Annotated in this window: 19 protein-coding genes and 1 riboswitch; of the genes, 8 read left to right on the top strand and 11 right to left on the bottom strand. The window is 66.0% G+C overall.

Annotated features, from left to right (window positions below; translation table 11 throughout):
• Positions 1-56 precede the first annotated feature (56 nt).
• Positions 57-2,534 carry an acyl-CoA dehydrogenase gene (locus N7573_RS15250; protein ID WP_279912762.1) on the bottom strand — a complete coding sequence of 826 codons (2,478 nt, stop codon included), beginning with the start codon at positions 2,532-2,534 and terminating at the stop codon, positions 57-59.
• Entirely contained in the window at positions 2,531-3,448 is a 918-nt protein-coding gene (locus tag N7573_RS15245) for an alpha/beta hydrolase (RefSeq protein ID WP_032130065.1), read from the bottom strand. The genes N7573_RS15250 and N7573_RS15245 overlap by 4 nt, the downstream gene beginning before the upstream one ends.
• 141 nt (positions 3,449-3,589) lie before the next feature.
• Between N7573_RS15245 and N7573_RS15240 the strand changes: the two genes are divergently transcribed.
• The gene (locus tag N7573_RS15240; RefSeq protein WP_006464233.1) at positions 3,590-4,192 is read left to right on the top strand and encodes a TetR/AcrR family transcriptional regulator; all 603 of its coding nucleotides are present in this window, start codon (positions 3,590-3,592) and stop codon (positions 4,190-4,192) included.
• Between the two features lie 138 nt (positions 4,193-4,330).
• On the opposite strand, the gene N7573_RS15235 is transcribed toward N7573_RS15240, so the two are convergent.
• From N7573_RS15235 to N7573_RS15225, 3 genes are all read right to left on the bottom strand, one after another.
• Complete coding sequence (locus N7573_RS15235; protein ID WP_049401415.1) at positions 4,331-7,084, bottom strand: TonB-dependent receptor; 2,754 nt, start codon at positions 7,082-7,084, stop codon at positions 4,331-4,333.
• A gap of 382 nt (positions 7,085-7,466) precedes the next feature.
• Positions 7,467-8,315: a hypothetical protein gene (locus N7573_RS15230; protein ID WP_049420960.1), complete on the bottom strand. Its 849-nt coding sequence runs from the start codon at positions 8,313-8,315 to the stop codon at positions 7,467-7,469.
• Positions 8,316-8,431: 116 nt separating this feature from the next.
• Positions 8,432-9,325, bottom strand: a complete 894-nt coding sequence (locus tag N7573_RS15225; protein ID WP_279913162.1) for an Hsp33 family molecular chaperone HslO — start codon at positions 9,323-9,325, stop codon at positions 8,432-8,434.
• 77 nt (positions 9,326-9,402) lie between these two features.
• Here N7573_RS15225 and mtgA point away from each other — a divergent pair, with 77 nt between their 5' ends.
• From mtgA to N7573_RS15210, 3 genes are read left to right on the top strand one after another with little or no spacing between them, the layout of a single operon-like run.
• Entirely contained in the window at positions 9,403-10,152 is a 750-nt protein-coding gene (gene mtgA, locus N7573_RS15220; protein WP_032130069.1) for a monofunctional biosynthetic peptidoglycan transglycosylase, read from the top strand.
• Between the two features lie 57 nt (positions 10,153-10,209).
• The gene (locus tag N7573_RS15215; protein WP_049401430.1) at positions 10,210-11,229 is read left to right on the top strand and encodes a glycosyltransferase family 2 protein; all 1,020 of its coding nucleotides are present in this window, start codon (positions 10,210-10,212) and stop codon (positions 11,227-11,229) included.
• Positions 11,189-11,620 (top strand): CBS domain-containing protein, encoded by a 432-nt coding sequence (locus N7573_RS15210; protein ID WP_279913163.1) that lies wholly within the window; start codon positions 11,189-11,191, stop codon positions 11,618-11,620. The genes N7573_RS15215 and N7573_RS15210 overlap by 41 nt, the downstream gene beginning before the upstream one ends.
• A 566-nt stretch (positions 11,621-12,186) precedes the next feature.
• Here the strand turns inward: N7573_RS15210 and N7573_RS15205 are convergent.
• The 4 genes from N7573_RS15205 to N7573_RS15190 all read right to left on the bottom strand — a co-directional run bounded on the left by N7573_RS15205 (position 12,187) and on the right by N7573_RS15190 (position 17,652).
• Positions 12,187-14,160 carry an AsmA family protein gene (locus N7573_RS15205; RefSeq protein ID WP_279913164.1) on the bottom strand — a complete coding sequence of 658 codons (1,974 nt, stop codon included), beginning with the start codon at positions 14,158-14,160 and terminating at the stop codon, positions 12,187-12,189.
• Positions 14,161-14,243: 83 nt separating this feature from the next.
• Positions 14,244-14,882 (bottom strand): hemolysin III family protein, encoded by a 639-nt coding sequence (locus N7573_RS15200; RefSeq protein ID WP_005410682.1) that lies wholly within the window; start codon positions 14,880-14,882, stop codon positions 14,244-14,246.
• 214 nt (positions 14,883-15,096) lie between these two features.
• Positions 15,097-16,701, bottom strand: coding sequence for a peptide chain release factor 3 (locus N7573_RS15195; RefSeq protein ID WP_014038155.1), 1,605 nt, complete (start codon positions 16,699-16,701; stop codon positions 15,097-15,099).
• A gap of 66 nt (positions 16,702-16,767) precedes the next feature.
• Positions 16,768-17,652 (bottom strand): M23 family metallopeptidase, encoded by an 885-nt coding sequence (locus N7573_RS15190; RefSeq protein ID WP_279913165.1) that lies wholly within the window; start codon positions 17,650-17,652, stop codon positions 16,768-16,770.
• 149 nt (positions 17,653-17,801) lie between these two features.
• Positions 17,802-17,920: riboswitch (SAM riboswitch) on the top strand.
• A gap of 77 nt (positions 17,921-17,997) precedes the next feature.
• On the opposite strand from N7573_RS15190, the gene N7573_RS15185 reads away from it, so the two are divergent.
• From N7573_RS15185 to N7573_RS15175, 3 genes are read left to right on the top strand one after another with little or no spacing between them, the layout of a single operon-like run.
• Positions 17,998-19,029 carry a homoserine O-succinyltransferase gene (locus tag N7573_RS15185; protein WP_049401407.1) on the top strand — a complete coding sequence of 344 codons (1,032 nt, stop codon included), beginning with the start codon at positions 17,998-18,000 and terminating at the stop codon, positions 19,027-19,029.
• Positions 19,026-20,261: an O-succinylhomoserine (thiol)-lyase gene (locus tag N7573_RS15180; RefSeq protein WP_049401406.1), complete on the top strand. Its 1,236-nt coding sequence runs from the start codon at positions 19,026-19,028 to the stop codon at positions 20,259-20,261. Before N7573_RS15185 ends, N7573_RS15180 begins: the two co-directional genes overlap by 4 nt.
• On the top strand, positions 20,258-21,325 hold the full coding sequence (locus N7573_RS15175) for a homoserine dehydrogenase (protein ID WP_032127793.1): 1,068 nt from the start codon (positions 20,258-20,260) through the stop codon (positions 21,323-21,325). The genes N7573_RS15180 and N7573_RS15175 overlap by 4 nt, the downstream gene beginning before the upstream one ends.
• Before the next feature lie 48 nt (positions 21,326-21,373).
• Here N7573_RS15175 and N7573_RS15170 read toward each other — a convergent pair whose 3' ends face one another.
• Both N7573_RS15170 and N7573_RS15165 read right to left on the bottom strand, forming a co-directional pair.
• Positions 21,374-22,369, bottom strand: coding sequence for an alpha/beta hydrolase (locus tag N7573_RS15170; RefSeq protein WP_279943212.1), 996 nt, complete (start codon positions 22,367-22,369; stop codon positions 21,374-21,376).
• 121 nt (positions 22,370-22,490) lie between these two features.
• A complete protein-coding gene (locus tag N7573_RS15165) occupies positions 22,491-23,873 on the bottom strand; it encodes an L-serine ammonia-lyase (RefSeq protein ID WP_024956918.1) in 1,383 nt (460 codons plus the stop codon).
• Positions 23,874-23,973: 100 nt separating this feature from the next.
• Between N7573_RS15165 and N7573_RS15160 the strand changes: the two genes are divergently transcribed.
• Positions 23,974-24,145: glutaredoxin family protein (locus N7573_RS15160; RefSeq protein WP_279943214.1), on the top strand; the 172-nt coding region annotated here is incomplete at its 3' end.

Here is a 24,145-nt window from a genome sequence, read left to right as displayed (position 1 = left end):
GGATAAAGCGACGGCGGGCCGAGGCCCGCCGTCGTGGCAACGCGTGTCGCGGGCGATCAGGCCGCCTGCGAATGCGGGTCCTTGTGCTGGCGGTCGTAGTAGCTGGCCGCGCGCAGTTCGTGGGTGTCGAAGTCGTCCACGGTGATGGTGTCCAAGGTCAGCGTACGCAGTTCTTCCAGCAGGCTGCGCTCGTCCTGGGTGATCACGCCTTCGGCCACGGCCTCGTCCAACTGGCTCTTGAAGTCCAGCGCTTCGATGCCCTTGCTCTTCAGCGCCTTCAGGAACTTGCGCTCCACCGGCTCGGCCATGATCGCCTTGCTCAGGTAGCTGTTGATACGGCCGCCCGGGTTGTTCTCGCACGGGGTCAGGAACACGCCGCTGGCCAGACGGTCGCGGGCTTCGTTCGGCGCCATCAGCAGAGCGGCAACACGGCGGCTCAGGCGGTCGCCGGGGGCCTCGGCACGACGGCCCAGCGGGAAGATCAACGCCCACATCAGCCAACCGATCGGACGGATCGGGAAGTTGCGCAGCGCGGCCGACAGCGATTCTTCGATCTTGTGCACGCTGTCATGGAAGGCCCAGGCCAGCAGCGGCTGGTCGGCCTGCGGTGCGCCTTCGTCGTGGTAGCGCTTGAGCATGGCGCTGGTCATGTAGACGTGGCTCAGCACATCGCCCAGGCGGCCGGACAGCGATTCCTTGAACTTCAGCTTGCCGCCGAGGGTCATCATCGAGATGTCGGCCATCAGCGCCAGGTTGGCCGAGTAACGGTCCAGCTTGCGGAAGTAGCGGCGGGTGTAGGCGTCACCCGGGGCAGCACCGAAGCGTGCACCGGTCAGGCCGAACCAGAACGAACGCACGGCATTGGAGAGGCCATAGCGGATGTGGCCGAACAGGCTGCGATCGAACTCCTGCAGACCGGCACGGGTATCCGGATCCTGCGCGGCCTTCATTTCCTTCAGCACCCACGGGTGGCAGAGGATCGCACCCTGGCCGAAGATCAGCAGGCTGCGGGTCATGATGTTGGCGCCTTCCACGGTGATCGCGATCGGCGCGGCCTGCCAGCTGCGGCCGGCAAAGTTGCGCGGCCCCAGGATGATGCCCTTGCCGCCGATCACGTCCATCATGTCCGAGATCACTTCGCGGCTCATGTTGGTGCAGTGGTACTTGGCGATCGCCGACGGCACCGACGGCACGTCACCACGGTCAACCGCCGCGGCGGTGGCCTGCGACAGCGCACTGATCTTGTAGGCCTTGCCGCCGATGCGGGCCAGCGCTTCTTCCACGCCTTCGAAGCGGCCGACCGACAGGCCGAACTGCTTGCGGATGCGCGCATAGGCGCCGGTCACCGCGGCACCGGCCTTGGCACCACCACTGGCGGTGGACGGCAGGGTGATCGAGCGGCCCACGGCCAGGCACTCGTTGAGCATGTTCCAGCCCTTGCCGGCCATGGCAGCGCCACCGATCAGCTGGGTCAGCGGAATGAACACGTCCTTGCCGCGGATCGGACCGTTCTGGAACGTCGAGTTCAGCGGGAAGTGGCGACGGCCGATTTCAACGCCGGCGGTGTCGCGCGGCAGCAGGCCCAGGGTGATGCCGATGTCGCGGGTATCGCCGATCAGGCCATCCGGATCGTACATGCGGAAGGCCAGGCCGATCAGCGAAGCGACCGGGGCCAGGGTGATGTAGCGCTTGTCGAAGGTCAGCTTGACGCCGAGCACCTGCTCGCCGTTCCACTCGCCCTTGCAGACGATGCCGTAGTCCGGAATCGAGGTGGCGTCGGAGCCGGCGAACGGACCGGTCAGGCCGAAGCACGGCACTTCGCGGCCATCGGCCAAGCGCGGCAGATACTGGTCCTTCTGTTCCTGGGTGCCGTAATGCACCAGTAGTTCACCCGGGCCCAGCGAGTTGGGCACGCCGACGGTGGAGCTGACCACCGAAGACACCGACGCCAGCTTCTGGATCACCTTGTGGTGGGCCAGCGCAGAGAAGCCCAGGCCGCCGTACTCCTTCGGGATGATCATGCCGAAGAACTTGTTCTTCTTGATGAAGGTCCACAGTTCCGGCGGCAGGTCGGCGTGGACGTGGGTGATTTCCCAGTCGTTGACCATGGTGCACAGCTCTTCCACCGGGCCATCGAGGAAGGCCTGTTCTTCGGCGGTCAGCTGCGGCTTGGGATAGTTGAGCAGGATGTTCCAGTCCGGATCACCGGTGAACAGTTCACCCTCGAAACCGACCGAGCCGGTTTCCAGCGCGATGCGCTCGGTCTGCGACAGTGGCGGCAGCACCTTGCGGAACACCTTCATCATCGGGCCGGTCAGCAGCGGCTTGCGGATGAACGGCAGCAGCAGCGGCACGGCGATGACGGCCAATACAGCGGCCGCGACGATCGTGGCGGTCTGGTTGACGTAGGGAATGAGCCAGCAGGCGGCCAGCAGGGCCACGCTGATCAGCGTCCAGGTAACCAGCCGCATGCGGTGGTAGGCGACGAACGCGCCTGCCAGCAGCAGGGCGAGGAAGGGAAGAACGATGCTCATGAGCGTGCTCCGGTGACGTGCTCGTTTGTGGCGGACGAAGCCGCAGCGTCTGCTGCGGGCAACACGTCCAGATAGTCCAACACAGTAGCGGTAAAGGCGTCGTTGTCATCGCCGGCGACCATGTGCGTGGCCTGCGGCAGCTGTACATGACGCGCGTGCGGCGCCAACGCCAGGAATTCGGCCACGGTCTGCGGCGTGACCAGGTCGCTGCGACCGCCGCTGACCAGCAGCAGCGGGCACTTTACCTGGCGCGCGGCTTCGGCCAGTGCGTCCTGGTGCTGTTCGCTGTCGCGGGCCAGTTCGGCCACCAGGCGCGGATCCCAGTGCCAGCGCCAGCGGCCGTGACCGTCTTCGCGCAGCAGCGCGCGCAGCGACTGCTCGGATTTGCGCGGACGGTGCGGCATGTAGGCCGAGATCACGTCGGCGGCCTGGCTCAGCGAGGCGAAGCCGTCGGGATGGGCGGTCATGAAGGCGAGGATGCGCTCGACACCGGCGGTATCCCAGCGCGGGGTGATGTCGACCAGCACCATCGCCGAGAACAGGCCCGGCCAGCGCGACTCGGCCAGCAGGCCGAACAGGCCCCCCATCGAGGCCGCAACCAGCACCGGCGGGCGCGGCTGTTCACCGGCCAGCACGATCAGGTCATCGGCGAACTGTTCGCCGTGGTAGGGCAGGTCGGCGGCATTCCAGTCCGAATCGCCGTGACCACGTGCGTCATAAGCCAGCGTCTGCAGGCCGGCTGCAGACAGGGCACGCGCGGTGGCATTCCAGGCGTGACGGGTCTGGCCGAAACCGTGCGCGAACAGCACCCGGCCACGACGACCGTGGTCGCTGGCAGTGGCGGCGAGGCGGGCACCATGGGCCGCCTCCAGGTGCAGGTCATGGAACGCAGCGGGAGTAGGGGACGTAACCATACTTGCTAGTATGGATCGCTTGTGAGGGAAGTCAATACTGCATCGTATGGTGCGGTGCGGCAGCCCTGCAGGTGAGCCCTTTGGCGGTTTCGCCCGCAACGGCGTACTGCAACGAACCCCGGCGTATGGTTAAATCAGCCCATGAATCAACCTGACGCTTCCGCCGGCGAACCGCGCGCCGGCCGCAACAGCCGCCTGAGTGCCGAAGACTGGGCCCAGGCGGCCCTCGACCTGATTGCTGAACAAGGCGTAGGCGCCGTTGCGGTGGAACCGCTGGCGCGGCGCCTCGGCGTGACCAAGGGCAGTTTCTATTGGCATTTCCCCTCGCGTGACGCCTTGCTGCAGGCCGCGCTGGAACGCTGGGAACTGTTCGAACAGGAACAGGTGTTCGGCAGCTTGGAAGACGTACCGGACCCGCGCGTGCGCCTGCGCCAGCTGTTCCAGATGGTGGCGCATGAAGTGCAGCCGCACATCATCTACAGCGAGCTGCTGAAGGCACTGGACCATCCGATGGTGCGTCCGGTGATCGACCGCGTGTCGCAGCGCCGCCTCGACTATCTGATCGCCTCGTTCCGCCAGGCTGGGCTCAGCTCGACCGATGCGCGCCACCGCGCACGCCTGGCCTACGCCGCCTATGTCGGCTTCCTGCAGCTGTCGCTGCAGCTGCAGCAGCCCAAGCAGGCGCGCGAGGATTTCGAGGCCTATGTCGAGCATCTCATCGAGACGCTGATTCCGAACGGTTGAGCGTCGTTGCTGCGTTGAATGCAGAAAGGCCGCGGCAATGCCGCGGCCTTTTCCGTTGGTGCTGCCGCAATCTGGCAGGCACAAAGAAACAACGGCCCCTTGCGGGGCCGTTGCTGCATCAGCTGATCAGTGGATCGATCAGAACTTCTGCTTGTACTGCATGTACATGTAGCGGCCCGGCAAGTCGTACTGCGGGTCGAACATGTTGTACGAGGTGTAGTACGAAACCGGCGGGCTCTTGTCCCACGCGTTGTTCAGGCCGACCATGATGGTGCCCTTCCACGGCGTGTTGTAGCGGAACTGGATGTCGTGGTAGGTCGTGGCACCAATGTGGTTCGTTCCCTTCGCGCCATCAGAGCAGTATGCGAAGGTTTCCGGTTCCTTGACTGGATCAAACGGGCACGGTTCGGTCATGCCGGACTTGTAACGAATGCCGTAGTTGACCCCGAAGTCCCCGTAGGACCAGTCCACATACAGATTGGAACGGATGCGCCAGTACGGATCCTGGTCGAGATAGCGTCCCTGGCGACCCTCGATCGGAGCATCCTGAGTCGACTTGGTATCCCACTTGGACAGGTAGGTGCCGTCCAGAGTGATGGTGAACTGGCCGATCGAAGTTTCCGGCAACTTGTACAGGATGCCCAGATCCCAACCTTCCACCTTGTACGACGCCAGGTTCTGCAGCGGCATGTTGACGTTGGTGATGGTGTAACGCTGGTTGGTGCTGCCGTAGTTCGGGTCACGCGTGATCAGGCCGCAGTTGGCTGCCTGCTCCTGCGCGGTGCCGCCATAGCAACGATCCATGATGTCCTGGATGGCCGGACGGGTGATGGCGTCCTCGATCTTGATCTGCCACCAGTCCAGGGTCACGTTCAGACCCTGCACGAAGCTCGGGCTCCACACCAGGCCCAGCGTCTTGCTGGTCGAGGTTTCCGGCTTCAGGTTCGGGTTGGCCTGCCAGGTGAACGGCTCAGGAGTCTGCTTCGCACCACTACCAGCGCCCGGCTGAACGAAGCCGATCGGCACGCCCTCTGCCGCACATTGTGCCGCGATAGCGCCGGTACGGCGACCAGACGTTGAGGAGCACGGATCGATGTAGCTCTCGAACGAGTCAGCATCACCGCGATACAGGTTGTTGATGCTCGGGGCGCGGAAGCCTTCCGAGTAGTTACCACGCACCATCAGGTCGTCGATCGGCTTCCAGCGGAAACCGAACTTGTTGTTGGTGGTGTTGCCGAAGTTGCTGTACTTCGAGTAGCGGGTTGCCGCGCTGAAGTCGAGCAGCTTGGCGCCCGGCAGGTCAGCCAGCACCGGGATCGACAGTTCCAGGAAGAACTCGTCCAGGTCATAGCTACCCTTGGTGGGCGATGCTCCGTTGCCGGTGCTCAGGCCAGAGGCGATGAAGGCGTCCGGATCGAACTGACCGGTTTCCTTGCGATATTCGTAACCAGCTGCGAAGCCCAATGCACCCGCCGGCAGCTGCACGATTTCGCCGGAGATGTTGGCGTAATAACCCTTGGACACCAGGCTGGCGGAGTCATGCGCGGTGAACGAGGTGTAATCCAGTGCCTCCTGCGAGATCGAACCCATCCCACCCAGCGGATTGATCGGGGCGCAGCCCGGAATGATTGCGCCAGCGGAGTTGAGGCACACTGCCTTGCCATCGCGGATCGCCGAGGGACCATATGCCTCGGCCAGACGCTGCTTGTTGAACAGACCGTAGGTCAGATCGTTCTGGTCGGTCTTGTCGTAGCGGTAGCCGACATCCCAGTCGAAATTACGGTCGGCGAATTCGAAGAAGCCCTCGAAACCACCGTAGAAGTGCCAGTTCTTGACGTTCTGGTTGAACGAACGTCCACCGGTTTCGTTGAAGCGGCGCGCGACGCCAGTCAGGTCAACGCCGTACGGATTGTACATGCTGCCCGCGCTGAGGCGCTGGCCGGTGACCGGCATGGCAGCCAGCAGCTGTTCTGACTTGCGTTCGTTGTACATCGCCTCGGTGCGGAAGGTGATGTTGTCGGTAACGTTGTAAGAACCCACCGCGAACAGCGAGGTGCGCTCGTTGGGGGTCAGCAGGTAGTTGTCCGGCGCGGTGTTGTAGCCGTGAACATTGGGATCGAACGGCGTTTCCACGCCGTTGAGGATGATGTAACGCTCGTCGTTACGCAGATACGAACCCGGAATACCGGTGCTGCTCTGGCCGCTGAAGAACGGCGGGCCACCGGCGGAGATCTTGCGATCGCCGGCCATCACGGCCTTTTCGTTGACGTAGGAGACGCCCAGCACCAGCGAAGCGCGGTCAGTGGTGGTGCCCAGAGTGAAGTCGGCCGCTTCGCGGTCGCCGTCACCGGCGCTGTACTGGCCCTTGTAGAAGTTGGCTTCCGCGCCATCGAAGTTCTGCTTGGTGATGATGTTCACCACGCCGGCGATCGCGTCCGAACCGTAGATGGTCGATGCGCCGTCCTTCAGGATGTCGATGCGCTCGATCATCGCGGTCGGGATGGTGTTCAGGTCGACGCTGCCATCCAGGCCGGTGGTCCAGCGACGGCCATTGACCAGTACCAGGGTGCGCTCGGAACCCAGGTTGCGCAGGCTGACGCCGGCCGAACCGTCACCGCCGTTGTTGTAGGTACGGTTCAGGGCGGCACCGTTGGCGGCAACGCGCTGCAGGATGTCGGCGACCGAAGTCACGCCCTGCTTGTCGATGTCGGCGCGGGTCAGGCTCAGGACCGGCTGCGAGGTTTCGATGTCGGTGCTCTTGATGCGCGAACCGGTGACCGAGATGCGGTCAAGGTTGGTCGCTTCCTGGGCCTGGGCAGTGGCAGTGGACGCCACACCGGCAACGAGCGCGACCAGAACGGCATCGCGCAGCTTGTTGGACTGGAAATTCATTGGCTCTCTCTCTCCAAGAAATCTTGGCTGGGTTAATGCCCGGCGGGGGAGCGAAAAGCGCTCCCAAATCGCGAGGCTGAGCCGATAGTAGCGGGCGTTCGCCAAGAATTAAAGCTGCGTTAATCAAGTCTATGATTTTGGTGAAAATGAAAATTGATGCACGAAATCAAGGGGTTGAATCGCAGGTGACATCACTCTGTCTCGTTTGTTAGCGCAAAGTGACGAAAAAAGTTTCCGTTGATGTGTATCGCAGTGTGTCGACGTGAATTGCGCGGTATCCAATTCGTCGAAAAGCGCTCTGCGTGTATCACGAACGCGCATACGCAACGGGCGCCTTTCGGCGCCCGGGAGAAGTCACTGCAGGAAGACCCAGGAGGTGGGGTCAGAGATCCTGTTCGTAACGCACATACGGCACGGTGCCGTCGTCATTGCTTTCATTGCGCGGGGAGAACGGATTCTTGCCGCGGCTGATCACGTTCTCGGCGCCAACGGTAAGTTGGCCAGACCACGGGGTACGCCAGGTCAGGCCGATGCCCAGGCCCTCCCACTTGCCGGGCTTGCCCGGCACGTCGATCACGCGGCCGATGATGCTGCCGGTGAAGTTGCCGTAGCCGGCGCCGATGCTCAGGCTCTTGCTGTCCCAGCGGTCGACGATGGACGGTGCGGCATCGGCCAGCGGTACCAGGCGGGCCTTGGCGTAGGTACCGGCGATCGAGACAAAACCCTCGCGGCCGATGTTCTTCTGCGCGAATACGGTCAGGTCGTTCTGCTCGGCGCGCAGCGAGGGGGTCTTGTTCGGGCCGGACAGCCACGCCGGCAGCGTTTCACGGCCGGTGCCGGCGGTGATGCCGAGACGGCTGCTGCCGCGGTTCAGCGCAGCGGTACCGGTGAAGCGGCGGCTGTTGAGGTCGTCGTCGTCACCCAGGCTGGCCAGCATGCAGTGACTGGCCAGGCCGCTCATGCTGGTCCCGCTGCTGCTGTTGCAGAGCAGGCCCAGCGAATCGCCGGAGGACAGGCCGAAGGCTGCATCCAGCGAGTTACGGCCGAAGTGCCAGCGGGCGCCGGCGGCCTGTTCACCGGTGGGCTCCAGGTACAGCAGGGCCTCGACCTTGCCGCTGCCCTTGTTCCATACCGGCAGCACGGTCCGGGTGTCCTTGCTCTGCGCGTGCACGCCCGTGATCGCGCCAAGGGCGATCAGCAGGGCCAGCGGTAGACGCAGGAAGGTACGCATCGGACCAGTTCAGACAGGGACGGACAACGGAAGTTCCCGCGGAGACGGGAACTTGATCCTAGGGTGTTTATGAATTCTTAACAAGCCTTGATCCCCCCAGATGCAAGACAAGCCGTTTACTGAAGCCGTTCAGGCGCCGGTACAGTCCCCTCGGCACCGTGGAACAGTATGCCGAACTCCGTCAAAGGAAAGTGATACTCCCGCCCGCAGAATTCGCAACGGACCTCGACGGCGCCGGTGTCTGCGGCTGCGGCACGGGCCTCGTCCTCGCCCAGCGACTGCAGCATCGACGCGACCCGCTCGCGGGAACAGGAGCAGGCGAAGGACAGCGGCTTGCCGCCCATCAGTTCCGGCTTCTCTTCGTGGAACAGGCGGTGCAGCAGCTGCTCGGCCGGGGTCGCCAGCAGCTCGGCTTTGCCCAGGGTCTCGAACAGGGCGCTGGCACGCGCCCAGCCGTCCTCGTCACCCTCGTCGCCCGGCAGCTTCTGCAGCAGCAGGCCGGCGGCGCCGTTGCGGTCGGCGGCCAGCAGCAGGCGGGTCGGCAGTTGTTCGGACTGGCGGAAGTAGTCCTCGAAGGCCTCGTCCAGCTCCGGTGCGGTCAGCGCGACCAGGCTCTGGTAGCGCTGCGGCTCGCGCGGGTCCAGGCCCGGGTTCTCAATGGTGATCGCGAGCAGGGCGTCATCACCCAGGCTGGACAGGTCGCGCGGCGCATCGGTGCCCTCGCTGAGCTGGGCGATGCCGCGCAGGGTACCGGCAGCGGTGCACTCGGCAAACAGGGTGCGCAGCGCGGTGCTGCTGCGCAGCTGGATCGAGAGGCGGCCATCGATCTTGGTGTGGCCGGTGAACAGCGCCGAGGCCACGCAGGCCTCGCCGAGCAGTTCGGCGGCGGTATCCGGGTACTCGGCGTGGGACAGGATCTCCTGCCAGGTCGCCTGCAGGCGCACGTGGACGCCACGGACGCCAGCGGCGGGAAGCAGGAAGCGGATCAGGGAATCGGGGTTGGCGGTCATCGGCTCACATCGCGCGTAAACGAGGGCGGTTGCCGGATAATGCGCCGACAACCGGATAGAAGAAGGATGCACCAGTAATGGGGGCAGGGGGAGAGCAGCACAAGGTGGAGGCCATCGCGGAAGTCCCGCGCCGCAGGCGCTGGCGCTGGAAACGGCTGCTCTGGCTGCCGCTGCTGCTGGCCGCTTTCAGCTGCCTGCAGGTACTGGTGCTGCGGTTCATCGACCCGCCGGTATCCACGGTCATGCTGTGGCGCTATGGCGAGGCATTGGGGGAGGCCGACTGGTCCTATCGCCTGCATTACCAGTGGCGCGACCTGGACCAGATGGCAGCGAGCCTGCCGATCTCGCTGGTGGCCGCGGAGGACCAGCGCTTCCCCGACCACAATGGCTTCGACCTGCAGGCCATCGAGAAGGCCCGCGACCACAACGCCAAGGGCGGACGCCTGCGGGGGGCCAGCACGATCAGCCAGCAGGTCGCCAAGAATCTGTTCCTCTGGCAGGGCCGCAGCTGGATCCGCAAAGGCCTGGAAGTCTGGTACACGGTGCTGATCGAAGCACTGTGGCCGAAGGAACGGATCCTGGAGATGTACGCCAACATCGCCGAGTTCGGCGACGGCGTCTATGGCGCGCAGGCGGCGGCGCAGACGTTCTGGGGCAAGGATGCGTCCCGGTTGAGTCCGGCCGAGAGTGCACGGCTGGCGGCGGTGTTGCCGGCACCGCGGCGCTACAACGCGGCAAAGCCAGGGCCGTACGTGCAGCGGCGCGCGGCATGGATCCAGCGCCAGGCACGGCAGCTGGGCGGCGCGGCTTACCTGTCGGAAGACTGAGGACACCTGCCCTCGGGGCGGCAGGCCATGCACCTGCAGGCAACGTACAATCCGGGCATGAACCGCGAACGCCTTACTTTCGTCATCGCCGCCTACAACGAGGAGCAGGCGCTGCCGTGCCTGCATCCCCGCCTGTGTGCGGTGCTGGACGGAATGCCCGACATCGATGGCCACATCCTGTATGTGGACGATGGCAGCCACGACGGTACCTGGCAGGTGATCGCAGGATTGGCGCAGGACGACGCGCGCGTATCGGCGTTGAAGCTGTCGCGCAATTTCGGCAAGGAGGCCGCGCTGACTGCCGGCCTGGATCTGGTGCGCGACGGCGCGGCGATGATCCTGGATGCCGATGGCCAGGACCCGCCGGAACTGGTGCCGCAGTTCGTTGCGCGCTGGCGCGAGGGCCATGACAACGTCTATGGCACGCGCATGGCCCGCGATGGCGAAGCCTGGATCAAGCGCGCCACGGCGGCGGCGTTCTATCGGGTGATCGGTCGCCTGTCACGCACGCCGATCCCTGCCGACACCGGTGATTTCCGCCTGTTGTCGCCACGCGCGCTGAGTGCGCTGCGCGAGATGCGTGAACGCCACCGCTTCATGAAGGGCCTTTTCAGCTGGGTCGGATTCAAGCGTATTGCTGTGCCCTACCACCGTCACGCGCGGGTGGCCGGCTCCAGCAAGTTCAGCCTGTGGCGGCTGTGGAACTTCGCGCTGGAGGGCATCACCGGGTTCTCGACCGTTCCCCTGCGGGCGGCGACCTACATGGGCCTGGCAACGGCGGCGGTGGCCTTCGTATTTGGCGTGTGGGTGATTGCCAAGGCGGCCCTGTACGGTGACCGGGTGGCGGGTTGGCCGACGATGATGGCGGTGATCCTGTTCCTGGGCGGGGTGCAGTTGATCGCGCTGGGCCTGATCGGCGAGTACCTGGGACGGCTGTACGAGGAATCCAAGCAGCGCCCGTTGTACCTGGTTGACGCCTGGCTAGCATCCGCCGTGGCAGACTCGGCCCTGCAACCCACCCTCGGAGGGCAGGCAGATGACCACGGTACGGCAACTGTTGGACGGCAAGTCTCCTGAAGTACATTCGGTCGCGCCGGATGCGGCGGTGATCGATGCGATCCGGTTGATGGCGGAAAAGGGCATTGGCGCGGTGCTGGTGATGGATGGTCCGCGGCTGGTCGGGATCCTTTCGGAGCGCGATTACGCTCGCAAGATCGTGCTGCGTGATCGTTCGTCGCGGGATACGGCGGTGGCCGAGATCATGACGGCGAAGGTGGTGACGGTCTCGCCGGGCGAGCAGGTGGAGCACTGCCTGCAGCTGGTGACCGACTACCGCATCCGCCACCTGCCGGTGGTGGAGGGCGCACAGGTGCTGGGGGTGATTTCCATCGGCGACTTGGTGAAGTCGGTGATCGATGCGCAGCGGCGCGAGCTGGATCAGCTGCAGCAGTACATCGTGGCAGGGTGAGTTGTTCGCTGGCGGGCCTGCGGCCCGCCGGCCCGCTTTTCGAAGCCAGAGCCAGAGCTGAGGGCAGCGCCTTCCTGCTACGCCGGGAGGCTGAGGGCATGGGCGTGCAGGACACGCCGTAAACCCCGCTCCGCGGTCCGGCCCAGCCGCTGGCGGCTGTGCGTTCGGGCGCTTGCGAAGCAGTGCTTCGCAAGCAAAGCGTCCTCACCCATGGGGGGCTCGATGGCGCCATCCATGGCGCCAACGGTCCTGCACGCCCATGCCCTCTGCCTCTGGATACATTGCCGCGAGCGCGGTGAGATTCGCCGCAGACGATCTGCTTTTGGTAGCTGCCAACCTTGGTTGGCAACAGCTTTTGAATTTGCTTTTTTCTTCTGACTTTGAATTTCCGCTCTCGTTCCGCGCGCAGGAACCTGTCCGGAGCCGGAGCAAGGCGGCAGGCAGGACCGTGAGGCGCATGGATGCGCCGACCGAGCCTACAGGGCCGTATTTACGGCGTGTCCTGCCTGTCGCCTTGCTCCGGCTCTACGCGCGGGAAAAGAGGCGCCGCGAACAACGCTGTAACTCTACTTCGCATACTGCCCCCCGCAGTCGGCATCCTTCCCCGGCCCCAGTTCGATGGTCGCCAGCAATGCCGCTGGCGGCGCGATGCTGCCCAGCGCCAGAGCCACGGCTCCCCGGATGCCCAACGCCTTGAAGTCAGGGCGGAACGACGGGTCCTTGAACGTGCCGCTGATATGCAACGGTGACCGCAGTACCAGGATGCTCTTGTCCTTCGGGCGCGGTTTCAGCAGCAGGTCGAGGGTCTCGTCGCGCAGGCTGACCGTGCCTTCGCCGATGAGGATCGTATCGGTGGTGTCCACCGCCAGCGCCTGGCTGGTCATCAGGCCGTCGCGCACGCCGAAGTCGGCGAAGGCGCAGCGCAGGGGAATCTGTTTGTCGCCGGTCACCAGGAATTTCAGCGATTCGGTGATGTCCAGCCCTGCCAGTTCCATCACCAGGTTGCCGACATGGCCGCGGCCCATCGCCAGGCCGACCTTGCCACTGCTGCTGCCGAGCATCGCGGCGATCGAGTTGCCGCGGCCGCTCAGGTCCACCTCGCCGCCGATGCCGCCCTTGGCCTGCTCGGCCAGTTTCGCGTCCGGAAACAGCTGGCCGAGCTGCACGCCGCGCACACTGGCCTTCAGGGCGGTGCTGATCTGCGGACGGCGCGCGTCCATGCGGATCGTGCTGCGGATATCGCCTCCGGCCACGCCGAAGTTCAGCGGGTCCAGCCGCAGTACGCCGTCATCCAGCAACAGGTGCGCGTCCATGTCGTCCAGCGGCAGCGATGGCGCGTTGATGCGGTGGGCTTTCCAGCGCACGTCGGCATCCATCGCGCGCAGCTTGCCGAGGTTGTAGGGCGTGTCGGGCAGCACGCGTGCGCGGGCGGCAACCCGTGCGGCCTCGGCCTTCTGTTCGGCGTTGGCGGTTTCGCCGCCGCCGGTTTTCGGTGGGGCACCGACGAAGCCGGCAAGGTCATCGAAGTCCAGGCGCTTGGATTCCAGCGTGGCGGTCAGCCGCGGCCGCGCACCGCCCACGTCGAACTGCAGATTGCCACCGAGGTCGCTGTCGCCGACCTTGCCGGTGAAGGCGTCGTAGCGCCAGACGTTGTGGTCACGCTTGAGCCGGCCGTTCAACGCATAGGGTGGCGACGGCGGAATGGCAATGCCGAGCAGCGGATAGAGGTCGGCGAGGTCCTGGCCGCTGAGCGCAAACTGCAGATCGAACACGCGCAGCTGGAAGGGATTGGTCAGCGTGCCACTGGCTACCGCGTGGGTGGCGCCTGCTCGGCCATCGAGATGGATGCGGAACGGATGGTCGCTGTCGGTCAGCTCCAGCGGTGATTCCGTGCCGCCACGCAGGGTGAACGGATTGCCCTGCCAGTGTCCCTTGCCCTGTACCAGCAGCGGTGGCGCCGCATCGGCCTGTTTCGGCTGGCCGCTGCGCACGTCCACGCGGATATCGGTACGGCCGAGCGCGTCGAGGAACTGCAGGCGACCGTCATCGATGCGCAGCCGTTTGAGCTGCGGGCTGGTCCCACCGGCGCTGCCACCGAGGAAATCCCAATTGCCCGGGTCGCCCTTGCGCGGCGCTGTTTCCAGCAGCACGTCCGGCCGGGTCAGGCGTACTTCGGGCAGCTGCACGCTGCCGCGCAGCAGCGGCCACACCCGCACGTCGATCTCGACGCGGTCTGCGGTGACCATATCGGGTTGCTTCGCCCAGCTTGCATTGGCGAAGGTGATCGCATCGGCGCGGATCGTACTGGTGCGGCCGAGGTCGACATCAAGGTTCCCGATGTGCAGCGCACGGCCGGTGCGTGCCTGCACCGCGCGCTCAACCGGCCCCTTGAACCAGTTCCAGTCCCACAGCGCGATCAGCAGCAGGAGTGCCGCCAGCAGGAAGATCAGGATCGTGAGCCAGCGCCGGCCTCGTGGGCCGGGGCGGCGGAGGCGCCAGCGGGTCGTGCGCTTTGCGGCAGGGGAGGCGGCAGCATTCACGCCGCCATGGTTGCCCCCTCTTCGTGGACAGGGCGCGAAGCGTCCATGTGCGTGGCGTGCACACGCCGCGTTCGAACGCTGGTTTACAGCACCTGCATGGTGACCGCGACGAAGTGGCAGACGCTGCCACCGATCACGAACAGGTGCCAGATCGCATGCGAATACGGGATCGATTCACGGTGGTAGAAGTAGGTCCCCAGCGTGTACGACAGGCCACCGGCGAACAGCCAGGTGAGGGTGCCGCCGTCGATCGAAGCCCACATCGGCTTGATCGCCACGACCACCAGCCAGCCCATGGCGATGTAGATCACCGTTGAGAGCACCTTGAAGCGGCCGGTGTAGAACAGCTTGAACACCACGCCGCCCAGCGCCAGCGCCCAGATCGCGGTGAACAGGCCCCAGCCCCACGGGCCACGCAGGCCGATCAGGGTGAACGGGGTATAGGTGCCCGCGATCAGCACGTAGATCGCGCAGTGGTCGAACACCTTCAAGCGGCCCTTGGCGACCGGATGCTGGATGGCGTGATACAGGGTGGAGGCGGTGTACAGCAGCAACAGCGCGATACCGAATACGATCGCGCTGGCCAGCTGCCAGCCGTCGCCGTAGATCGCAGCCAGGGTGATCAGCACCGCGCTGGCTGCCAGGGCGAACACCGCGCCCAGGCCATGGGTCAGGGCGCTGGCGATTTCTTCACGGATCGAAGCAATGGACGTCGTGGACATGGGCATGGGCATCGTTCACGGGGAGGGGGACCCGCGTCCCCCTATCATCGCCGCGATGGCCGCCGTGTGCACGCCCGTCACCGTATGGTGGGTGAATCCCTGCGTTGCGCCGATGAATCCGTGAGCGGTAGATCCACGCCATGCGTGGATGAACCACCCGCGACGGCCGGGGGCAGAGCCCTTTCCCTGCGGAAAGGGATCCGGCCCGCTGGCATCAGCCCACCGAAACCGTATGCGCCGCTTCGCGGGTGGCTGAGAAGCGCACGTCCGGCGAGCGTTCCTGGGCCAGCTGCAGGTTGACCCGGGTCGGTGCCAGGTAGACCAGGTGGCCGGCCGCATCCAGCGCCAGGTTCAGCGCATTCTTCTCGCGGAACTCTTCCAGCTTCTTCTCGTTGCTGCAGTGGACCCAACGCGCAGTGGTCACGCTGACCGGCTCGAAGGTGGCTTCCACGCCGTACTCGTCCTTCAGGCGGTAGGCGGCCACGTCGAACTGCAGCACGCCGACCGCACCCAGGATCAGGTCGTTGCTGGTCAGCGGGCGGAAGAACTGGGTCGCACCTTCTTCGGACAGCTGGGCCAGGCCCTTCTGCAGCTGCTTGAGCTTGAGCGGATCGCGCAGGCGTGCGCGGCGGAACAGTTCCGGCGCGAAGTTGGGGATGCCGGTGAAGGTGACCGCTTCGCCTTCGGTGAAGGTATCGCCGATGGAAATGGTGCCGTGGTTGTGGATGCCGATCACATCGCCCGGCCACGCCTCGGCGGCGATCTCGCGGTCGCTGGCCATGAAGGTCAGCGCGTTGGCCAGCTTCATTTCCTTGCCGGTGCGCACGTGGAAGGTCTTCATGCCGGCGCTGAAGCGGCCCGAGCAGACCCGCATGAACGCCACGCGGTCACGGTGCTGCGGGTCCATGTTGGCCTGGATCTTGAAAACGAAGCCGGTCAGCTTGTTCTCTTCCGGGGCGATCTCGCGGCCGGTGGTGGAACGCGCCTGCGGCGACGGGGCATGTTCGACGAAGAAGTCCAGCAGCGGCTGCACGCCGAAATTGTTCACGCCCGAGCCGAAGAACACCGGGGTCTGCTTGCCGGCGCGGTAGGCGTCCAGGTCGAACGGATGGCTGGCGCCCTGCACCAGTTCCAGTTCGTCGCGCAGGTCGGCCAGCATCTGTGCACCGATCTTCTCGGCCAGGCCGGGCGCATCGATGGACGGGAAGATGGTCGAGTCCTGGCGGGTGAAGTTGCGGCCCGGTTCGTACAGGTGCACTTCGCCGGTCAGCAGGTGGACCACGCCCTTCAGGCGCTGGCCCATGCCGATCGGCCAGGTCACCGGCGCGCACTGGATGCCCAGCACGGTTTCCACTTCATCCAGCAGCTCGATCGGGTCCTTGCCCTCGCGGTCGAGCTTGTTGATGAAGGTCATGATCGGGGTGTCGCGCAGGCGGCAGACTTCCATCAGCTTGATGGTGCGCTCTTCCACGCCCTTGGCCACGTCGATGACCATCAGCGCCGAGTCCACCGCGGTCAGCACGCGGTAGGTGTCCTCGCCGAAGTCGGCGTGGCCGGGGGTGTCGAGCAGGTTGACGATCTTGCCTTCGTACGGGAACTGCATCACCGAGGAGGTGACGGAGATGCCGCGCTCCTTTTCCAGCGCCATCCAGTCGGAGGTGGCGTGGCGGGCGGCCTTGCGGCCCTTGACCGAACCGGCCATCTGGATCGCGCCTCCGAACAGCAGCAGCTTTTCGGTCAGCGTGGTCTTGCCGGCGTCAGGGTGGGAGATGATGGCGAAGGTGCGGCGACGCGACGCTTCGTTGGCGACTTCGGACATGGCAGTGGCGCCCGCCCGGGGCGCTTTTCAAAGAGATAAGCGCCCGATTATACCGGCCGGGGCCGTTCAGCGCCCGATGCCGCCCTCGACCTCGCCCTGGCGGGCGAACTGCAGTTGGCCCTGTTCGGCGAAGATGCGTGCCGGCACCGAGCGCAGGCCCATGCCGCGGTTGACCTGCACCACGAAGTGCAGGTGCGGTGCGCTGCTGTAGCCGCTGTTGCCGGACAGGCCGATCGGCTGCCCGGCGCCCACTGCCTGGCCACGACGCACGCGCATGCCGCCGGCCTGCAGGTGGCCGTACAGGGCCATGCTGCCGTCGCTGTGCAGCACGCGGATGAAGTTGGCGCGGGCACCATCACGTTCGCGGTCCTGGCCGTTGCCACGGAAGCCATCCTGGATCTGCATCACCGTGCCCTCGCGCGCGGCCAGCACCAGGGTGCCCTCCGGCAGCGCGAAGTCGACCGCATCGCGGTTTTCCTCGTCATCGTGGCTGAATCGGCCCTGTGGCGCTTGGTCCACGCGTGGGCGGGTCGTATCGAACGGCAGGCGGTAGGCGACATCTTCGGCCTGTGCGGCCGGGTTGCCCGGCACCGACTGCAGGCGCAGATCCAGCGTGCGGCCATCGAGCGGGGCGGTCAGGTGGCCGACCACCAGGCTGCTGTCGCCCTGGATCAGCGATTGCAGAGGCAGCCCTTCGACCGGGCGTCCGGGTGCAGCGCGCAGTTCGATCTGCAGCGGTCCTGCCAGCCCATTGTCGATCCGGGCCTGCCATTGCGTGCCGACCGGCTGCAGGCGCAGCCGGGCCATGGGGGCGGCGCCCTCGGCACTGCCAGCGTGGGTGGTTGAGGTGGCGGGGGAAACCAGTCCCCAGCCCTGGCGCCAGTCACCGGCGCTGGCCGTCGTGCTCGCCAGCAGGGACATCAGCAGGCAGGTCAGGGGCAGGCGCAGCATCAGTGGTTCCAGAGGGTAGGGACCGCCGGGACTGTAGCCGATCCTGAACAGGACGACCGCGACCGCCTTCGCATAGTCACGTTGAAAATATTCATCGCTTTATCCGCATGAAGGGATTGACAGTGCCGGAAAGGGCTGGCATCGTGGCTCCACCATCGAGACCGGCAGAGGGACAGGCCCTTTGAAGCCGGGGCAGCCCGCGGATGCGAAAGCGTCTGCGTAGGTGCCAAATCCTGCGGGGACCGTGGCGTCCACCGAAAGATGGTTCGAACCATGCACCACACGTGCATCTCGAACGCGGGCCCCGCGAAGGCTCGATGGCCGATTCCCCAACCGGATCCCGCCATGAGCTTCGCCGCCAGTACCGCGCTTCGCCCCGAACCCTTTGTCCCCGTCAGCGTGCCGGTCGAAGACCGCGTGCATGCCGAGCGCGGTGAGTTCGCCGCGGTGCTGTCGATGCGTCACGCCGGCCCCAGCCCGGTGCGCCTGCGCTATGAGTGGGTCGGCCCGGCCAATGCGCCGGTGGTGGTGCTGGCCGGCGGTATTTCCGCCCATCGCCACGTGGCGTCCAATGCACAGTTCAGCGAGAAGGGCTGGGCTGAAGACCTGGTCGGCAGCGGGCGCGCGCTGGATCCGCAGCAGCTGCGTGTACTGGCCTTCGACTTCATCGGCGCCGACGGTGCACTGGATGTGCCGATCGATACCGCCGACCAGGCCGATGCACTGGCGCTGCTGCTGGACCATCTCGGCATCCGCACGCTGAAGGCGTTCGTGGGCTACTCCTACGGGGCGCTGGTCGGCCAGCAGTTCGCGATCCGCCACCGTGCACGCGTGCGCCAGCTGGTGCTGGCCAGTGGCGCGCATCGCCCGCATCCGTATGCCGCCGCCTGGCGCGCATTGCAGCGCCGCGCGGTCGCGTTGGGCCAGCTGCAGTGCGGCGAAGACCACGGTCTGGCGTTGGCCCGGCAGTTCGCCATGCTCAGCTACCGCACCCCGGAAGAGTTCGGCGAGCGCTTCGATGCCGCGCCGGAAGTGATCAATGGCCGCGTGCGCGTGGCCGCCGAAGACTATCTCGACGCTGCCGGTGCGCAGTACGTCGCGCGCACGCCGGTGACTGCTTACCTGCGCCTGTCCGAATCGATCGACCTGCACCGCGTCGACCCCACCGCGATCCTGCCGCCCACCGTAGTTGTCGCGGTGGAGGGTGACCGCCTGGTGCCGCTGGCCGACCTGGTCGGTCTGGTCGAAGGGCTGGGCCCGCGCGGCAGTCTGCGCGTGCTGCGCTCGCCCTACGGCCACGACGCCTTCCTCAAAGAAACCGATCGCATCGACGCGATCCTCGCCACCGCCTTCCGCACTTCTGGAGAGTCCGCATGAGCCTGCACGCAAACGAGCCGTCCTGTAGTCGCACCACTGCCGCCGTCCGTGCCGGCATCGATCGGGACACCGCGCATGGTGCGGTCACGCCGCCGATCGTGCTGTCGTCGAACTTCAGTTTTGAAGGCTTCGGCAACAAGCGCCAGTACGACTACACGCGCAGTGGCAACCCGACCCGTGACCTGCTCGGCGAGGCGCTGGCGGAACTGGAGGGCGGCGCCGGCGGCGTCATCACCGCCACCGGCATGGGTGCGATCAACCTGGTGTTGAACGCATTGCTGCAGCCGGGCGACACCCTGGTGGTGCCGCACGATGCATACGGCGGCAGCTGGCGCCTGTTCAATGCGCTGGCGAAGAAGGGCCACTTCGAACTGGTCACTGCCGATTTGACCGATCCGCGCGCGCTGGCGCAGGCGTTGGCCACCCAGCCGAAGCTGGTGCTGGTGGAAACGCCATCCAACCCGCTGCTGCGCATCACCGACCTGCGCTTCGTCATCGAGGCCGCGCACAAGGCCGGCGCACTTGTGGTGGTCGACAACACCTTCCTGTCGCCGGCCCTGCAGCAGCCGCTGTCGTTCGGTGCCGACCTGGTGCTGCATTCCACCACCAAGTACATCAATGGCCACAGCGATGTGGTCGGTGGTGCGGTGGTCGCGCGCGATCCGGCGCTGCACGAGCAGCTGGTGTGGTGGGGCAACGCGCTGGGCCTGACCGGCTCGCCGTTCGATGCTTTCCTGACCCTGCGCGGCCTGCGCACGCTGGATGCGCGCCTGCGCGTGCACCAGGAAAACACCGCGTCGATCGTCGCCCTGCTGGACCAGCATCCGGCGGTCGGCACGGTGTACTACCCGGGCCTGGCCGATCACCCGGGCCACGCCATCGCCGCGCGCCAGCAAAGCGGCTTCGGCGCGATGCTGTCGTTCGAACTGGCCGACTGCGAAGGCGATGATCCGCATGCCGCAGTGCGTGCCTTCGTCGATGGCCTGCGCTGCTTCACCCTGGCCGAATCGCTGGGTGGCGTCGAAAGCCTGATCGCGCACCCGGCCACCATGACCCATGCGGCGATGACCGCTGAAGCGCGCGCGGCCGCCGGCATCAGCGAAGGCCTGCTGCGCCTGTCGGTCGGCATCGAGGCCGAGCGTGACCTACTGGCTGATCTCGGCGCAGCGCTGCAGCGCGCCGAAGCCGTGATCGATGCGGCTGCGCGCCGCAAACAGGTGGTGGATGCATGAGCGCGCTCGCCGCTGACATTCCTGCGCTGGGCGTGGGACGCCTGGCGCTGCTCGGCACCGGCACGGTGGGCTCCGCCTTCGTGCAGCGCTACCAGGCGTTGCAGGCACGCGGGTTGGAACTGCCCAGCGTGCAGTGGCTGGCCAATTCGCGCACCGCACTGGCGATCGACCGTGATCTGGCGTTGCCGCTGGAGCTGGCACGACGCGCACCGCGTGACGGTCTCAGCTCACCGCCATGGGCGAGCGCCGAAGGGCTGGAACGGGGTGACGTGGTGGTCGATGCCACTGCCAGCGAAGATGTGGCCGCACGTCACGTGCAGTGGCTGGCGCGTGGGGTGCACGTGGTCACCGCCAACAAGCTGGGCCGCGGTGCGCAGCTGGCACGTGCCACGGCCATCGCCGAGAGCTGCGCAGACAGTGGCGCACGCTATGGCGACAGCGCCACCGTCGGTGCCGGCCTGCCGTTGCTGAGCAGCCTGCGCGCGCTGGTAGCCGGTGGCGACCACATCCACGCCATCGAGGGCGTGCTGTCCGGCTCGCTGGCGTGGCTGTTCCATCGCTATGACGGCCAATCGCCGTTCTCGGCGGCGGTGCGCGAGGCGCTGGCGGCCGGTTATACCGAACCGGACCCGCGTCTGGATCTGTCCGGCGAGGACGTGCGCCGCAAGCTGCTGATCCTGGCGCGCAGCAGCGGGCTGGCGCTGGATGCTTCGCAGGTGCAGGTGGATTCACTGGTGCCTGAAGCGCTGGCAGCGCTGCCGCTGGAGGATGCGGTGGCTGCGCTTGAGCAGCTGGATGCGCCGCTGCAGGCGCGCTGGCAGCAGGCACGCGACAATGGTCGTGTGCTGCGTTTCGTCGGCCGCGTTGATGGCGAGGGTGCGCAGGTAGGTCTGCGCGAGTTGCCGGCCGATCACCCCTTGGCGCAGGGTGCGGGCACCGACAACCGCGTGGCCATCCACAGTGATCGCTACCGCCGCCAGCCGTTGCTGATCCAGGGGCCGGGCGCGGGTGCGGAAGTCACTGCGGCCGCGTTGCTGGATGACGTGCTGCGGATCGTGGGTTGATGTCCGTGCTGCTGCGCTCGCCGGGCCATGCCCGGCGGGCCCGCAATCTCAACGCGACCTCAACGCCTTCAACAATGCCGCATTGAACTGCTTCGGGTCCTGCACCTGCGGCGAATGGCCCAGTTCGGCGAACTCGACCAGCGTCGCGCCCGGAATGGCCGCCGCCGCTGCTCTGCCCAGCACCGGATAATTGCCCAGCGTCGCCTTCACCGCAGGCGGCGCCAGGTCACGGCCGATCGCGGTGCGGTCCTTCTGGCCGATGAACAACGTGGTCGGCACCTGCAGATTCTTCAGTTCGTAGACCACCGGCTGGTTGAACACCATGTCCGATGCCAGTGCCTGGCTCCATGCAACGACCTGCTTGCCCGGGCCTTCATACATGCCCGACTGCATCCGCGCCCACGTTTCATACGCCGGCTTCCACTTGCCGTCGTAGTACACGTCCAGCTGGTAGCGGCGGATGCTGTCATAGCTGATGTTCATTTCGCCGGCGTACCACGTGTCGACGCTGCGCCAGGGAACACCCAGCGCCTTCCAGTCTTCCAGCCCGATTGGATTGACCAGTGACAGGCTGCACAGGTCCTGCGGGAACATCAGCGCGTAGCGCACCGCCAGCATGCCGCCCATCGAATGACCGACCAGGTGCACCGGTACATCCCCCAGTTGCAGCTGTTGCAGCAGGGCATGGGTGTTGGCGGCCAGCTGCGCGAACGAATACTGGTAGCGTTCGGGCTTGCTGGATTTGCAGAAGCCCACCTGGTCCGGGGCGATGACCCGGTAGCCGGCGTTCAGCAGCGGTGCGATGGTCTGTTGCCAGGTGGCTGCGCAGAAATTCTTGCCGTGCAGCAGTACCACCACACCGATGGCGCGGCGCTTGGGCAGGACATCCAGATAGGCCATCTCCACAGGCTGCCGCTGTGATTCCAGCGCGAACGTTTTGACTGGATAGCCGTAGTCGAAACCCTCCAGCCGCGGCCCGTAAGTGGGCGCGGCCAGCGCCGGCAGTGGCAGGCAGGCAAGCAGGGCGGCAGCGATCACGCGCATGGGGTAGTCCGGGGCGAGGGAGCCCCGAGCCTAACCGGAACGCGGTGACGGTGTCGTCCGATGTTGAGCCGGGCTCACGCCCGGCTGCAGGGTAGAGCCAGGCCATGCCTGGCTGCGGCCATCAGCACTCGATGACGTTCACCGCCAAGCCACCGCGGCTGGTTTCCTTGTATTTGTCCTGCATGTCGCGGCCGGTATCGCGCATGGTCTTGATCACCTTGTCCAGCGACACCTTGTGCTTGCCGTCGCCGCGCATCGCCATGCGCGAGGCATTGATCGCCTTCACCGCACCCATCGCATTGCGCTCGATGCACGGAATCTGCACCAGTCCACCAATCGGGTCGCAGGTCAGGCCCAGGTTGTGTTCCATGCCGATTTCCGCAGCATTCTCGATCTGACTCGGGTTGCCGCCCAGCGCCGCGACCAGGCCGCCGGCCGCCATCGAGCAGGCCACGCCCACTTCGCCCTGGCAGCCCACTTCGGCACCGGAAATCGAAGCGTTTTCCTTGTACAGGATGCCGATCGCCGCCGAGGTCAGCAGGAAGTCGAACACACGCTGCTCGTTGGCGCCCGGGCAGAAACGGTCGAAGTAATGCAGCACGGCGGGCAGCACGCCGGCCGCACCGTTGGTCGGTGCGGTCACCACGCGGCCACCGGCGGCGTTTTCTTCGTTCACCGCCAGTGCGTACAGGTTGACCCAGTCCAGCGTCGTCAGCGGATCGCGCATCGCCGCTTCCGGCTTCGACGACAGCTCGCGGTACAGCGCCGGTGCGCGACGGCCGACCTTCAGGCCACCCGGCAGCACGCCTTCCTCGCGGATGCCGCGCGCGACGCACGACTGCATCGCGCTCCAGATCTCGCGCAGGTTGGCGCGGATCTCGTCTTCGCTGCGCCAGCACTTCTCGTTCTCGAACATTAACTGGGCAATGCTCAGGCCGCTGCGTGCGGTCTGCGCCAGCAGCTCGTCGCCGCTCTTGAACGGGTAGGGCAGCGGGGTCTCGTCGGGCACGATGCGGTCATCGGCCGCGTCGTCCTGGTTGACCACGAAGCCGCCACCGACCGAGTAGTAATCGCGGGTGGCAATTACTTCGTCCTCGGCGTTGTACGCGGTGAAGCGCATGCCGTTGGTGTGGTACGGCAGCTTCTGGCGCTTGTTCATGCCGAGGTCGCGCTTTTCGTCGAAGGCGATCTCGTGCTGGCCCATCAGCTGGATGCGCTTGCTGCTGCGGATGCGCTCCAGCGTGGCGGGGATGATGTCCGGGTCGATCAGGTTCGGCCGCTGCCCTTCCAGGCCGAGCAGGATCGCCTTGTCGGTACCATGGCCGCGGCCGGTCAGCGCCAGCGAGCCATAGACATCGGCGCGGATGCGCGCGACCTCGTGCAGGCGGCCCGGGTCGAGCAGCCAGCGGTGGATGAATCGCTCGGCGGCCTTCATCGGCCCGACGGTGTGCGAGGAGCTCGGGCCAATGCCGATCTTGAAAACGTCGAACGTGCTGACAGCCATGGTTGCCGTACTGCGGGTACCGGAAGAGACCGCTATTCTAGCGGTTCACGCCGCACTTCAATGGCTGCGGCGCAGCATTTCCACCAAGGGGACCCTGCCGGTGTTGACTCTGTTCCAGCGTGACGACTGCCACCTGTGCGACATGGCGCTGGCCGAGCTGGCCAAGGCCCGGGCGCCGGAATTCGAATCGGTGTTCCTGGACGACCAGCCAGCGCTGGAATCGCGCTACGGCGCGCGGGTGCCGGTGCTGCGCGACGAGCGCGGCGACCGTG

The organism is Stenotrophomonas sp. GD04054 (genome assembly GCF_029836955.1).
In the GTDB taxonomy this organism is placed as follows: domain Bacteria; phylum Pseudomonadota; class Gammaproteobacteria; order Xanthomonadales; family Xanthomonadaceae; genus Stenotrophomonas; species Stenotrophomonas maltophilia_A.
The sequence above is the reverse complement of the archived record's forward strand: the minus strand, read 5'-3'. Positions and strand labels throughout refer to the sequence as shown.